Consider the following 11,874-nt stretch of genomic DNA (forward strand, 5'->3'; position numbering starts at 1 on the left):
AGCCTCAGAACTCGCTGGCCACGCCGACGTACTGGCCGTCGCGCCCGCGAATGACGTCGTCCAGGCTGTCCTGATTCGAGACCTGGCTCTTGGTCACGCCATCCGGGCCCATGCTGTAGAGGTCGAAATCGCTGTTGATGGGGTTCAGCGAGCGGTCCTTGCGGGCGCCGCCGCGGCCGTTGGCGTCGACGTTGTAATAGACATAGGGCCGGCCCCAGGGGTCGTTGCGGCTGGCCCCGATGGCGGCGAGGTCGGCCGGAAAGGCGCGGTTGTCATCCCAGTGGCGCTGGATCTGCACCGACATGGCCGCAATGTCCTGCGCCGCCATGCGCGTGCGGGCCCGATCCTGGTAGCCGGTGTACATCGGCAGCGCGATGGCCGCCAGCACGCCGATCAGCGCAACGATGAGCAGGACCTCGATCAGCGTGAACCCGTGCGGGACACGAGACGGGCGCCGGGGGGTAAGCAAGGTGGGTGGCATGCGGTCGGGCGGAAGCGGGGCAGGCGCCTGTTTCGATATCGGACACCCGCCGGGGTACTTGAGCGCGGGCCGCATGCTGCCCGCGCCACAACACAGTATGCTGCCCGCTCGGCCCCCAACAGCATGGAGACAGACGTGTTTCAAGGCATCCTCATCCGCAAGGACGATCAAGGCTATCGCGCCGCCCTCGAGGCCATTGACGAGGCGCAGTTGCCCGAAGGCGATGTGACCGTCCGCGTGGCGGCCTCGACCCTGAACTACAAGGACGGGCTGGCCATCACCGGGAAATCCCCCGTGGTGCGGCAGTTCCCTCTCGTGCCCGGCATTGACCTGGCTGGCACCGTCGAGGTGAGCACCCACTCCGCCTGGAAGCCCGGCGATCAGGTGGTGCTCAATGGCTGGGGCGTGGGCGAAACCCACTGGGGCGGCCTGGCCGAGAAGGCCCGATTGAAGGGCGACTGGCTGGTGCCGCTGCCATCGGCCTTCTCCCCTGAACAGGCGATGGCCATTGGCACAGCGGGCTATACGGCCATGCTGTGCGTGCTGGCGCTGGAGCGCCACGGCGTGACGCCGGACCGCGGCGAGATCGTCGTGACCGGGGCCGCGGGCGGTGTGGGCAGCGTGGCCGTGGCCCTGCTGGCCAAGCTGGGCTACACCGTGGTGGCGGTGACGGGCCGCCCGCAGGAGGCCGACTACCTCAAGACGCTTGGCGCGGCCGAGATCCTCGAGCGCAGCGCGTTCAGCAACCCGGGCAAGCCGCTGGCGAAAGAGCGCTGGGCCGGGGCGGTGGACACCGTGGGCAGCCACACGCTGGCCAATGTGTGTGCCAGCACGAAGTACGGTGGCGTGGTCACCGCCTGCGGTCTGGCCGGCGGCATGGACTTCCCGGCCACGGTGGCGCCCTTCATCCTGCGCGGCGTGACGCTGGCGGGCATCGACAGCGTGATGGCCCCTCGCGAGAAGCGCCTGGAAGCCTGGGCGCGCCTCGGCCGTGACCTCGACCCCGGCAAGCTGGCGCTGATCACCGAGACGATTTCGCTGGCCGACGCCATCCCCACTGCGCAGAAGCTGCTGGACGGCCAGGTGCGCGGCCGTGTCGTCGTGAAGATCGCCTGAGTGCCCGGCCCATGGACCTGACTCAGTTGCAGGCCCAGTTGCGCGCGTTCGCCGACGCGCGCGGCTGGCAGCCGTTTCACACCCCGAAGAACCTGTCGACTGCGCTGATGGTCGAGGCGGCCGAGCTGGCCGAGATCTTCCAGTGGATGACGCCGGAGGAGTCGGCCCGCGCCGCGGACGACCCGGCCACGCGCCAGCACATCGGCGAGGAGATGGCCGACGTGATGCTGTATCTCGTGCAGATCGCGATGCAGACCGGCATCGACCTGGAGGCAGCCGTACAGGACAAGCTGGTGAAGAACGCGGCCAAGTACCCGGAGCCGACCTGAGCGCGCCCTGACCCGGGCGGGGGTGCTGGCTTTCCCGGTTGAAGCGGCTGCGTCGCAGGCGCACAGTGGGCGCATGACCCTTGCTGCGCCCCCCACTGCCACCTTCCACCACATGCGCGACGGCACGCCCGAAGACTGGGCCGTGATCGCGCGCGAGTTCGGCGCCTACGCCCGCGAGCTGCCCGGCCGCGTGCTGACGCACCTGAAGCTGCTCGATGGCGACTTCGGCGGCTTCCCGGTCGACCGGCTCACGCACTGCCTGCAGACGGCCACGCTGGCCCACCGCGACGGGCAGGACGAGGAGTACGTGGTGTGCGCGCTGCTGCACGACATCGGCGACACGCTGGGCAGCTACAACCATGCGGACGTGGCGGCCGTCATCCTGCAGCCCTTCGTGAGCGAGGAAAACCACTGGATGGTGGCCCACCACGGCATCTTCCAGGGCTACTACTTTTTCCACCACCTGGGCATGGACCGCAATCTGCGCGAGCGCTTCAAGGACCAGACCGAGCTCTACCGCCGCACCGCGCATTTCTGCGAGCGCTACGACGCGGCGGCCTTCGACCCCGAGGCCGAGACGCTGCCCCTCCAGTTCTTCGAGCCCATGGTGCGGCGCGTGTTCGCGGCGCCTAAGCGCAGCCTGTATCAGCGCGCGCTGGAAGCCTGACACCTGCCCGCGCAGGCAGGCACCCGGTTTGCCGGTCAGAGGCTCCGCATGCTTTCAGGAGCCGCCATGTCGATGTTGCGCAAGACCGCTGCCCGGGTTCCGGCCCGTGCCTCTTCTCTGGCCATGGCCGCTGGTGCCGTGGCCCTGCTGGGGGCGAGTGCCTGGTACGTGAAGCGCCAGCGCACCCGCGTGGAAGCCGAGAACCCGCCGGCCGGCCGCTTTGTCGAGGTCGACGGCGTGCGCCTGCATTACACCGAGCACGGTGACGCGGCCGCCCCGCCACTGGTGCTGCTGCACGGCATGGGCATGATGGGCCAGGAAATGGAGCTCAGTGGCCTGGTGGAACGCGCCGCGCAGCAGTACCACGTGTTCGTGTTCGACCGCCCGGGCTACGGGCACAGCACCCGCCCGTCCGGCCGCCTTTACACACCCGATGAGCAGGCCCGGCTGTTCTTGCAGGCCCTGACCTTGCTGGGCGTGCACCGCCCGGTGGTGCTGGCCCATTCGTGGGCCACGCTGGTGGCGGTCGCCATGGCCGAGCAGGCGCCGAGCGAGCTCAAGGGCCTGGTGCTGGTGGGCGGCTACTACACGCCCGCACCGCGCTTCGACGTGCTGATCAACAGCCTGCCCGCCGTGCCCTTGCTGGGCCCGCTGATGGCGAACACCTTGTCGCCGCTGTTCTCGCGGGCGATCTGGGGACCGACGATGTGGCGCGTGTTCTCGCCCGGCGACAGCGCGGTGCGTCGGGATTTCAACGCGCGCTACCCGAAGTGGATGACGCTGCGCCCGCTGTCGATCCAGACCGCGGCGGCCGAGGCGGCCATGTTGATCCCCGCCTCCATCCAGCAACGGGCTCAGCACCGGCGGATGCAGGTGCCCGTGGTGCTGGTGGCCGGCGAGCACGACCGTCTCATCACCTCGGGCTGGCACTCCGGCCGGGTCAACGACCGCATGCCGCAATCCCGACTGCACATCGTGCCGGGCGCCGGTCATATGGTGCACCACACCGCGCCCGATGTGGTGTTCGACGCGGTGCGCGAGGTCTCGTCCCTCGTCACGCCGGACACGCCGGTGGACCTCGAGGCCCCCGCGCGCATGGCGCCGGAAGACATCGCGCTGCAGCCCGCAGCGTGAGGCCCGCGTGGGTGTGCGCGGTGCGATGATGGCGCCATGAGCATCGTCGTCTACTGGTTGAGCGCGGAAGGCCCTGGCGTACAGGGCTTTGCCGACGGGGAGTTGTCCGAGGCGCTGGCCTTTGCCGAAGCGCAGCGCAAGGCGCGCAGCGCCGAGGGCAGGCCCTTGCACCGCCATGTGGTCATCAGCACGGAGCTGGGCGACCATGTCGGCCTTGCGGGCGTCAGCGACGAACGCCCGGCCGACTACAGCTGGACCAAATCGCACCGGGGCGGCCCGCCCGACAAAGGCAATCCGCCGAAGACCCTGGCTTGATCGCCGGGCGTCAGCGCACCGTCACATCCACCACGGGCGCCTGCGTCCACGTCACCAGGTCGGCCAGCGTCAGCTTGAAGACCGCGTTGGGGTGGCCGGCCGCCGCCCAGATCACATCGAAGCGGCCCAGCTCTTCATCGAGCAGCACCACCGGCGGCTCGACATGCCCCAGCGGCGACACCCCACCGATCGTGAAGCCCGTGCGCGCCTTCACGAACTCGGCATTCGCGCGGCCCAGCGACTGGCCCGCACCGCACACCAGCGCCTGCACCTTGTGCTCGTCGACCCGGCGGTCGCCGCTGGTCACGACCAGCACGGCGCGGTCATCGGGCTTGAGGCGAAAGATGATGCTCTTGGCGATCTGACCCAGCGACACGCCCAGCGCATCGGCCGCCTGCTGCGCGGTGTGCGCGGCGTCGTCGAGCGCGATCGGCAGATGGGGGTGGCCCAGGGTTTCAAGCAGCGTGCACACGCGGCGCACGCTGTCGGACAGGGGTTTGACTTCGGCTCCACACATGCGGGGGATTATCGCTGCCAGCACTTCGGCTAGGATGGCTGCGGGCTGCGCCACATTGCGCGGTCACGTCGCTCGGACGGTTCCGGGCGCTCACGTGAAAGACCACACCATGTCCTCTCTGACGGGCAAGCGCCGCTTTGCGCGCATCGACCGCCTTCCCCCCTACGTCTTCAACATCACGGCCGAACTCAAGCTGGCCGCCCGCCGCCGCGGGGAAGACATCATCGACATGAGCATGGGCAACCCCGACGGGGCCACGCCACCGCACATCGTCGCCAAGCTCACCGAGGTGGCCCAGCGGCCCGACACCCACGGCTACTCGGCCTCCAAGGGCATCCCGCGTCTGCGCCGCGCGATCTCGCACTGGTACAAGGACCGCTACGACGTCGACATCGATGCCGACAAGGAGGCCATCGTCACCATCGGCTCGAAGGAAGGCCTGGCGCACCTGATGCTGGCGACGCTGGACCGCGGCGACACCGTGCTCGTGCCCGACCCGTCGTACCCCATTCACATCTATGGCGCCGTGATCGCCGGGGCCGACATCCGCTCGGTGCCGCTGGTGCCGGGCGTGGACTTCTTTGCCGAACTGGAAAAGGCCATCCGCGGCAGCTACCCCAAGCCGAAGATGATGATCCTCGGCTTCCCGTCCAATCCGACGGCGCAGTGCGTGGAGCTGGATTTCTTCGAGCGCGTGGTGGCGCTGGCGAAGAAGCACGACATCTTCGTCGTGCACGACCTGGCCTATGCCGACATCGTCTACGACGGCTGGAAGGCCCCGTCGATCATGCAGGTGCCCGGCGCCAAGGACATCGCGGTCGAGTTCTTCACGCTCAGCAAGAGCTACAACATGGCGGGCTGGCGCATCGGCTTCATGGTGGGCAACCCGGACCTGGTGGCCGCACTGGCTCGCATCAAGAGCTACCACGACTACGGCACCTTCACGCCGCTGCAGGTGGCCGCCATTGCCGCGCTGGAAGGCGATCAGCAGTGCGTGAAGGACATTGCCGCGCAGTACCAGAAGCGCCGCGATGTGCTGGTCAAGGGGCTGCACGAGGCGGGCTGGATGGTCGACAAGCCCAAGGCCTCGATGTACATCTGGGCGAAGATCCCCGAGGCCTACCGGCACCTGGGCTCGATCGAGTTCGCGCGCCAGATGCTGGACAAGGCCAAGGTGTGCGTGTCACCCGGCATCGGCTTCGGTGACCACGGCGACGACCACGTGCGGTTTGCGCTGATCGAAAACGAATCGCGCATCCGCCAGGCCATCCGTGGCATCAAGACGATGTTCAAGGCCGACGGCGTGACGCCGGCCTGACCTGGCGCCAGGCCGGCGTGCGCGGGTTCAGAGGCCCGCGTTCTTCAGCCGGTTGGCGTGCTGACGGTACACCTCGACCGGGTTGGTCTCGAACAGGCTGACCAGACCCAGCACCTGGTTGACCTCGTCGAGGTGGTTCATGCGGTAGTCGGTGCGGATGACCTTGCCGAGGTTCATCGAGCACGCGGCCACCAGGCCGTCGTTGGGCTCGCCCTTGAAGAGCAGGCTGGTGGCGCCCAGCAGCGCATCGCTGATGTCGAGCACGTTGGTCAGCGGGCGGTTGCCGCCCCATGAGTAGTAGCGTACGCCCTTGACCGCATGCTCACCGTCGCCGCAGCCGCTGGCGGGCACGCCGGCCGGGAAGCGCTGGTTGAACTTCGCGCTGCCCGCGGTGCTGAGCGACAACAGCGCGGCACCGGAATCACGCGGCAGCGAAGGCTGGCCGGCGAGCTTTTCGATCAGCGCAACCAGCGTGCTGTCCACGGTGCCGGCCAGGGCGCCATTGAGCGGCGAGCCGTCCGGTGCGATCTTGAGCAGCGCATCGGCCACGGCCGAGCCGCGGTTCACGCCGCCAATGCTGGTGACCGAGGCCACGAGTTCCGGCGCGACGCCGGCCACGTAGCGGGTGGTCGGACCGCCATGGCTGTGGCCGATCAGGTTGACCTTCTTCGCACCCGAGATCGCAAGGATCTCGCGCACCTGCGTCAGCAGCTGCTCGCCGCGCACCTCGGTCGAGTTGGCGGCCGACACCTTGGCCACGTAGACCTGGGCGCCACCGGCACGCAGGGCCTGCGGGATCTTGTACCAGTAGTCGAGCGAGCCGGCCAGCGAGTCGAAGCCGAACAGGCCGTGCACCAGCACGACGGGGTAACGCGTCTGCGTGTAGCTGCTGGTTTGCGCCTGGGCGGGCGCCATGGCGGCCAGGGTGCCGGTGGCGATGGCCAGGGCGGCCACCACGCGGGTCAGGGTGCGCTTCATCATCGGGTTGTCTCCTCTTCGGGGTCAGGGCTCGTAGGCAGCCAGGCGGAGCTGTTCCGTCTCGCTGAACTGCGCGGCCTTGTGGGCGGCCGCTTCTTGGGGATCGTGTTGCAGCAGGTGGTGGTAGCGCTGCACGCGGGTCTGCCAGGCGGCTTCGGCGTCGTCGAGCGCAGCCAGGCGGGCGGCGGCCTCCGGGCCGACCAGGCGGGTGCGGATGGCCAGCACCTCGGCCGCATCGGCACCGCGGGCGCGGGCGGCCTCTACGGCGTCGCGCACCGTCTGGTGCAGCAGCGGGGCGGCTTCGGCCTCACGCTGGGCCGGTGTCAGCCGGCTCTGCACTTCGGTCAGCCTGCGTGTCCGTTCGGCTGCAGTGAGCGTGGTGTCCTGCTGGATGCGCAGGCGGGCCAGCGCCAGGTCGTCGTCGGCATCGCCGGTGGCAAACAGCGCCTGCACCTGGGCGGCGGTGAAGTGGCGCGCCCGCACGGCGCGCACCGCCTGGACCTGCTGCGCCAGGCTCGCGGCCTCCAGCGTGCCGCTGGGCAGGGCGGGCAGCCGGGCCAGCTCCGCCTTGAAGGCCACGTAGGCCTTCCACAGGCTCATGGCCTGAGCCAGCGCCTCGGCGTTCAGGTCCTTCGCCATGTCGTGGCGCACATCGGCCTCGATGGCGTCCAGCGGGCGCTCGCCGTAGGTGGTGAGCCAGTAATCAAATCGGTGCAGCAGTTGCGGGCCCAGCAGCAGCTGACCACCGGCCTGGTGCACCTGCCCATCGGGCTCGGTCCCAGCCAGGCTGGGGGCGGGCCAGGGGGCCTCGACCTGCGGACGCGTCACGACCGTGGTGACGGCCTCCTGCCCGGTCAGACGCCAGGTCAGTGTGGCTGCGCTGGCCAGCACCAACGTCGCCACCAACCAGGGCAGGCGGCGCAAGCGCGGGGTCGACAGAAGCACGGCGGGATGCGGAGGCATGCGAAGCGGCGGAGGTGGTACGGTTCGTCACCGGCTATTCAGCATCAGGCGCTGGCCATCGCGCATCAGGCAAAGTCCCTGGATCCAGACGCGTCTGTGGCGAGTTTTCCGGCATGCTGGCGTGAACGGTAGAAAACGAACGGGACGAGTTGAATGAGAGTCGATCAAGTCACTTTGACGGGACAGCATGTCCGGCTGGAACCCCTGGCGGCGCACCATCTGCCCGGGTTGGCGCAGGCCATCGAAGACGGCCAGCTCTGGACCCTGCCCGTCACCTTCGTGCCGCCCCCTGCCGAGCTGGACGGCTTTCTGGCGAATGCCGACGCGGCGCGGGCCGCTGGACGGGAGCTGGCCTTTGCCACCGTCGAGGCGGCCAGTGGTCGGGTCGTGGGCAGCACGCGCTTTCGGTGCATCGAGGCGGCGCACCGGCGCGTCGAGATCGGCTTCACCTTTCTGGCCGCGTCGGCACAGCGCACGCCGATCAACACCGAGGCCAAGCTGCTGATGCTCACGCACGCCTTCGAGACCTGGGGCTGCAACCGGGTCGAGCTGCTGACCGATGAGCGCAACACCAAGTCGCGCCAGGCCATCCTGCGCCTGGGCGCCACCGAAGAAGGGCTGCTGCGCAGCCACATGGTCATGCGCGATGGGTTCGTGCGCAACTCGGTGATCTTCAGCATTACCCGGGCCGAGTGGCCGCAGGTCAAGGCCGGTCTGCTGGAGAAGATGGAGCTCAGAGCCTGAGCCAGCGCTCAGAGCGCGTGGCGGCCCACCCGTTCGAAGGTTGCCTGGCCAGGCGGCAGGTCCCAGCGCTCGATGATGCGGCGTGCGCGGGGCCCGGCCTGGTAGCGAATCAGGTGGATGGACTGGCCGATGCCACCGCGCACCCGGCGCGACATCGCCGTGCCGGCCTGCACGTTCCACACCGTGCGGGGCGAGCCGTCGGACGCGGCCAGGGACAGCGGGTGAACCGAGGGGAGGTGGATGTGCCCGCTGAGCACGAGGTCCACGCCCGCATCGGCCCAGGCGGCCAGGGCGGCCGCGTGGCCACGCAGCAGGTTGATGCGATCTTGCGCGCAGGCCACCCACACAGGCTGGTGCACCACGATCACCTTGAGCTGGTCGGCCGCGGCCTGGCGCACCCGGCACGCCGCGCGCGCGATCTGGGCGGACGACACCTCGCCATGCTTGTGCCGCCACGCCCGGGTGGTGTTGACGCCGGCCACCATGAGCCCCGGGAGGGACAGGTGGGGGTCGTCGGTCGAGCCGAAGGCCTTGTGGAAGCCGGCGTAAGGCGTGAGCGCGCGGGCCGCCACATTGAACAGCGGGATGTCGTGGTTGCCTGGAATGGCCAGCGCGTGCGGGGCCTTCAGTGCGGCATGGAAGCGCCGGGCAGCCTCGAACTGGGCGGGGCGCGCGCGTTGCGTGATGTCGCCCGACCAGACCACCACATCGGGTCGCTCGCGGGCGGCAAGGGCCAGCAAGGCATCCACTGCTTCGGGCGCCTCGGTGCCGAAGTGCGGGTCGGACAGGTGCAGCAGCACGCCCATGCTGCTTCAGCCCGGCACCAGCAGGTTCAGCCGCTGCGCCGCGGCCTCGAAGCACAGCGGCGGCCGCATCCAGCTGGTCTCGCCATCGGTGGCAATCTTCAACCGCCCTGGCCTGTGCGGCAGGCGCGGCTCGACCGTCAGCCGCCGGAAGGCGAGGCAGGTGACCGCCTCCGATTCGGCAAAGTGCCCGGCCGCTCCGCGCACAAGCAGCCCCAGCATGGCGAGCCGGCTCATGGGGCGCGCCATGATGGCCACCAGCCCCTCACCCCGCCCCTCGGGTTGCGCCAGGCCCAGCTGCGCCAGCTGCAGCGGATTGTTGCCCACGAACAGCGTGGGCGTGACCACGGTGGTGTCCTGCCCGTCGACCTCCAGCCGGATCACCCAGTTGCGGTGCGGGGCAAGGGCGGTGAACAGGCCGGCCAGCAACGCCACCGCCCGGCTGCGGCCCAGCCGCTGCTTGAAGCGCTCGCGGTCGTCGAGCGCCTGGGTGTACAGGCCCATGCTGCCGTTGACCAGGAACACCCGCCCGTTGACCTGCCCCACCTGCACGGGCCGCACGCGGGGGGACACCAACGCGCGGACGGCGGCCTCGGTCTCGGTCGGGATGCCGTGGGCGCGTGCCACGTAATTGAACGTGCCCTGGGGCAAGACGCCGAACGGCAGGCCCGTGGGCAGCACCAGGCCGGCCAGGGTGTTGACCGTGCCGTCGCCGCCTGCGGCCACCACGGCGCCGCCTTCGGCCTGTGCGCGTGCCACGGCCTGCCTGCCGGCTACCATCAGTTCGCGCGGGTGCCGGGGCGTGATCAGCTCGAAACGCCGACCGGCTTCGCCCAGCACCGCCTTGAGCGCGGCCGCGCAGCCCTCGGTGTCCGGCCGCCCTGATCGGGGGTTGAGGACCACATGGAGCGGCGCCTCCGGCCGCAGAAAGGGCCAGGCGTCGGTGGCGCCCGTGTCGGCCGGGGTCGATGCCGGCCGCGCGGGCATGGCATCGGGCGGCGGGGCGTCCTGAAAGCCGATGACCGGCACAGGACAGGGTGAGGATGCAGGCATGAGGTGCTCCTTGGGGGCAGTGTCCGGCAAGCGCCATGCCCGCAACGGCCGTCGGGCCTCTCTGCACCCTATGATGGGCACCGGCCTTCATCCCAACCATGGCCCCGCCTCATGCCGCCCCTCGTTTCACACCACGACGTCGAGTTCATCGCCATCCGTGCCCAGGGGCCGGGCGGGCAGAACGTCAACAAGGTGTCGAACGCGGTGCACCTGCGGTTCGATGTGCCCGCCTCGTCGCTGCCCGAGGCGGTCAAGGCGCGCTTGCTGGCGCTGGGCGACCAGCGCATCAGCAAGGATGGCGTCATCGTGATCAAGGCGCAATCGGCACGCAGCCTGGAGCAGAACAAGACCGAGGCGCTGGCCCGGCTCGAAGCCCTGGTGGCTGAAGCCAGCGTGGTGCAGAAGACCCGGCGCCCGACACGACCCACGTTCGCTTCCAAGCAGCGGCGATTGAAGGGCAAGACGGTGCGCGCCGAGGTGAAGGCCGGCCGTGGCAAGCTCGTGTTCTGAGTGACCCGCTTGGATGAAGCTGGCTGTATGAACCCGAACGAACCGCTGTCTCCCGCCCTGGGCGAGCCCCTGGATCAGGTTGCCGAACTGATCCAGCAGGCCGATGCGCTGATCGTGGCCGCCGGCGCCGGCATGGGCGTCGACTCGGGCCTGCCCGATTTCCGAGGCAACGAAGGCTTCTGGCGGGCCTACCCGGCGCTGGGGCGGGCCCGCATGGGCTTCTCCGACGCCGCTTCACCGGCTTCCTTTGCGCGGCGGCCCGGGCTGGCCTGGGGCTTCTACGGCCACCGGCTCGCGCTGTACCGCGCCACCATGCCCCACGCCGGCTTTGGCATCCTCAAGCGCTGGGGCGACGGCATGTTGCAGGGCGCGCGGGTGTTCACCAGCAACGTCGACGGGCAGTTTCAGAAGGCCGGCTTCGATGCGGACGCGGTGCACGAGTGCCATGGCTCCATCCACCATCTGCAGTGCCTGAAGCCCTGCAGCGAGGCCATCTGGCCGGCCGATGCCTTCGTGCCCGATGTGGACGAGGAGGCCTGTCAGCTGCGCAATGCCGCCCCCACGTGCCCACGGTGCGGCGGCCTGGCGCGGCCCAACATCCTGATGTTCAACGACGATGGCTGGGTGGCCGACCGCGAGCAAGCCCAGTCGGACCGGCTGCGGCGCTGGCTGGCGCAGGTCAGCCGCCCGGTGGTGGTGGAATTGGGCGCCGGCACCGCGGTGCCCACCGTGCGGCATTTCAGCCATGCGGTGGTGCAGCAGCTGGGCGGGCGCTTGGTGCGCATCAACCTGCGCGAGCCGGCCGTGCCCACCGGGCTGGACGTGGGCCTGCCGATGGGCGCGCTGGCGGCCCTGCAAGCCCTGGATCACCGTCTGGCGCAAAGCAGGCCATCGGAGTAAGGTTTCGGGCTCACCGGCCGCGCACACCGCGACGCCAACAAGGGAG

The 11,874-nt window shown here is 69.7% G+C and carries 15 protein-coding genes; 9 read left to right on the top strand and 6 right to left on the bottom strand.

Features of this window, described 5'->3' with window-relative positions; genetic code table 11:
* Nucleotides 1–4: 4 nt before the first annotated feature.
* The gene (locus tag Q0Z44_RS05560) at nt 5–481 is read right to left on the bottom strand and encodes a prepilin-type N-terminal cleavage/methylation domain-containing protein (protein WP_298011150.1); all 477 of its coding nucleotides are present in this window, start codon (nt 479–481) and stop codon (nt 5–7) included.
* A 135-nt stretch (nt 482–616) separates the two neighbouring features.
* Here Q0Z44_RS05560 and Q0Z44_RS05565 point away from each other — a divergent pair, with 135 nt between their 5' ends.
* The 5 genes from Q0Z44_RS05565 to Q0Z44_RS05585 all read left to right on the top strand — a co-directional run bounded on the left by Q0Z44_RS05565 (nt 617) and on the right by Q0Z44_RS05585 (nt 4,042).
* The gene (locus tag Q0Z44_RS05565; RefSeq protein WP_298011151.1) at nt 617–1,597 is read left to right on the top strand and encodes an MDR family oxidoreductase; all 981 of its coding nucleotides are present in this window, start codon (nt 617–619) and stop codon (nt 1,595–1,597) included.
* An 11-nt stretch (nt 1,598–1,608) separates the two neighbouring features.
* Nucleotides 1,609–1,926: a nucleotide pyrophosphohydrolase gene (locus Q0Z44_RS05570; protein WP_298011152.1), complete on the top strand. Its 318-nt coding sequence runs from the start codon at nt 1,609–1,611 to the stop codon at nt 1,924–1,926.
* Between the two features lie 73 nt (nt 1,927–1,999).
* Complete coding sequence (locus tag Q0Z44_RS05575; protein WP_298011153.1) at nt 2,000–2,593, top strand: HD domain-containing protein; 594 nt, start codon at nt 2,000–2,002, stop codon at nt 2,591–2,593.
* Nucleotides 2,594–2,659: 66 nt separating this feature from the next.
* The gene (locus Q0Z44_RS05580; protein ID WP_298011154.1) at nt 2,660–3,727 is read left to right on the top strand and encodes an alpha/beta hydrolase; all 1,068 of its coding nucleotides are present in this window, start codon (nt 2,660–2,662) and stop codon (nt 3,725–3,727) included.
* Nucleotides 3,728–3,763: 36 nt separating this feature from the next.
* Nucleotides 3,764–4,042, top strand: coding sequence for a hypothetical protein (locus Q0Z44_RS05585; protein ID WP_298011155.1), 279 nt, complete (start codon nt 3,764–3,766; stop codon nt 4,040–4,042).
* A 10-nt stretch (nt 4,043–4,052) separates the two neighbouring features.
* Here the strand turns inward: Q0Z44_RS05585 and Q0Z44_RS05590 are convergent, their stop codons facing one another.
* A complete protein-coding gene (locus tag Q0Z44_RS05590) occupies nt 4,053–4,559 on the bottom strand; it encodes a YbaK/EbsC family protein (RefSeq protein WP_298011156.1) in 507 nt (168 codons plus the stop codon).
* 109 nt (nt 4,560–4,668) lie between these two features.
* Between Q0Z44_RS05590 and alaC the strand changes: the two genes are divergently transcribed.
* The gene (gene alaC / locus Q0Z44_RS05595; protein WP_109033777.1) at nt 4,669–5,877 is read left to right on the top strand and encodes an alanine transaminase; all 1,209 of its coding nucleotides are present in this window, start codon (nt 4,669–4,671) and stop codon (nt 5,875–5,877) included.
* A gap of 27 nt (nt 5,878–5,904) precedes the next feature.
* Here the strand turns inward: alaC and Q0Z44_RS05600 are convergent, their stop codons facing one another.
* Nucleotides 5,905–6,855 carry a triacylglycerol lipase gene (locus tag Q0Z44_RS05600; protein WP_298011164.1) on the bottom strand — a complete coding sequence of 317 codons (951 nt, stop codon included), beginning with the start codon at nt 6,853–6,855 and terminating at the stop codon, nt 5,905–5,907.
* A gap of 24 nt (nt 6,856–6,879) precedes the next feature.
* On the bottom strand, nt 6,880–7,818 hold the full coding sequence (locus Q0Z44_RS05605; protein WP_298011157.1) for a lipase secretion chaperone: 939 nt from the start codon (nt 7,816–7,818) through the stop codon (nt 6,880–6,882).
* 153 nt (nt 7,819–7,971) lie between these two features.
* Here Q0Z44_RS05605 and Q0Z44_RS05610 point away from each other — a divergent pair, with 153 nt between their 5' ends.
* Nucleotides 7,972–8,562: a GNAT family protein gene (locus tag Q0Z44_RS05610; protein WP_298011158.1), complete on the top strand. Its 591-nt coding sequence runs from the start codon at nt 7,972–7,974 to the stop codon at nt 8,560–8,562.
* 8 nt (nt 8,563–8,570) lie between these two features.
* Here the strand turns inward: Q0Z44_RS05610 and Q0Z44_RS05615 are convergent, their stop codons facing one another.
* On the bottom strand, nt 8,571–9,368 hold the full coding sequence (locus tag Q0Z44_RS05615) for a metallophosphoesterase (protein WP_298011159.1): 798 nt from the start codon (nt 9,366–9,368) through the stop codon (nt 8,571–8,573).
* Between the two features lie 6 nt (nt 9,369–9,374).
* On the bottom strand, nt 9,375–10,418 hold the full coding sequence (locus tag Q0Z44_RS05620) for a diacylglycerol kinase family protein (RefSeq protein ID WP_298011160.1): 1,044 nt from the start codon (nt 10,416–10,418) through the stop codon (nt 9,375–9,377).
* Nucleotides 10,419–10,529: 111 nt separating this feature from the next.
* Between Q0Z44_RS05620 and arfB the strand changes: the two genes are divergently transcribed.
* Both arfB and Q0Z44_RS05630 read left to right on the top strand, forming a co-directional pair.
* On the top strand, nt 10,530–10,928 hold the full coding sequence (arfB, locus tag Q0Z44_RS05625) for an alternative ribosome rescue aminoacyl-tRNA hydrolase ArfB (RefSeq protein ID WP_298011161.1): 399 nt from the start codon (nt 10,530–10,532) through the stop codon (nt 10,926–10,928).
* Nucleotides 10,929–10,955: 27 nt separating this feature from the next.
* Nucleotides 10,956–11,828, top strand: a complete 873-nt coding sequence (locus Q0Z44_RS05630; protein ID WP_298011162.1) for a Sir2 family NAD-dependent protein deacetylase — start codon at nt 10,956–10,958, stop codon at nt 11,826–11,828.
* Nucleotides 11,829–11,874: the final 46 nt, after the last annotated feature.

Origin of the sequence: uncultured Aquabacterium sp., from assembly GCF_947366995.1 — a bacterium.
Lineage (GTDB): Bacteria > Pseudomonadota > Gammaproteobacteria > Burkholderiales > Burkholderiaceae_C > Aquabacterium.

Bases quoted from the DNA above. Each gene is read 5' to 3' on its own strand.
- Q0Z44_RS05560 (WP_298011150.1), bottom strand. From the start codon at position 481: ATGCCACCCACCTTGCTTACCCCCCGGCGCCCGTCTCGTGTCCCGCAC.
- Q0Z44_RS05570 (WP_298011152.1), top strand. From the start codon at position 1,609: ATGGACCTGACTCAGTTGCAGGCCCAGTTGCGCGCGTTCGCCGACGCG.
- Q0Z44_RS05575 (WP_298011153.1), top strand. From the start codon at position 2,000: ATGACCCTTGCTGCGCCCCCCACTGCCACCTTCCACCACATGCGCGAC.
- Q0Z44_RS05580 (WP_298011154.1), top strand. From the start codon at position 2,660: ATGTCGATGTTGCGCAAGACCGCTGCCCGGGTTCCGGCCCGTGCCTCT.
- Q0Z44_RS05585 (WP_298011155.1), top strand. From the start codon at position 3,764: ATGAGCATCGTCGTCTACTGGTTGAGCGCGGAAGGCCCTGGCGTACAG.
- Q0Z44_RS05590 (WP_298011156.1), bottom strand. From the start codon at position 4,559: ATGTGTGGAGCCGAAGTCAAACCCCTGTCCGACAGCGTGCGCCGCGTG.
- alaC (WP_109033777.1), top strand. From the start codon at position 4,669: ATGTCCTCTCTGACGGGCAAGCGCCGCTTTGCGCGCATCGACCGCCTT.
- Q0Z44_RS05600 (WP_298011164.1), bottom strand. From the start codon at position 6,855: ATGAAGCGCACCCTGACCCGCGTGGTGGCCGCCCTGGCCATCGCCACC.
- Q0Z44_RS05605 (WP_298011157.1), bottom strand. From the start codon at position 7,818: ATGCCTCCGCATCCCGCCGTGCTTCTGTCGACCCCGCGCTTGCGCCGC.
- Q0Z44_RS05610 (WP_298011158.1), top strand. From the start codon at position 7,972: ATGAGAGTCGATCAAGTCACTTTGACGGGACAGCATGTCCGGCTGGAA.
- Q0Z44_RS05615 (WP_298011159.1), bottom strand. From the start codon at position 9,368: ATGGGCGTGCTGCTGCACCTGTCCGACCCGCACTTCGGCACCGAGGCG.
- Q0Z44_RS05620 (WP_298011160.1), bottom strand. From the start codon at position 10,418: ATGCCTGCATCCTCACCCTGTCCTGTGCCGGTCATCGGCTTTCAGGAC.
- arfB (WP_298011161.1), top strand. From the start codon at position 10,530: ATGCCGCCCCTCGTTTCACACCACGACGTCGAGTTCATCGCCATCCGT.
- Q0Z44_RS05630 (WP_298011162.1), top strand. From the start codon at position 10,956: ATGAACCCGAACGAACCGCTGTCTCCCGCCCTGGGCGAGCCCCTGGAT.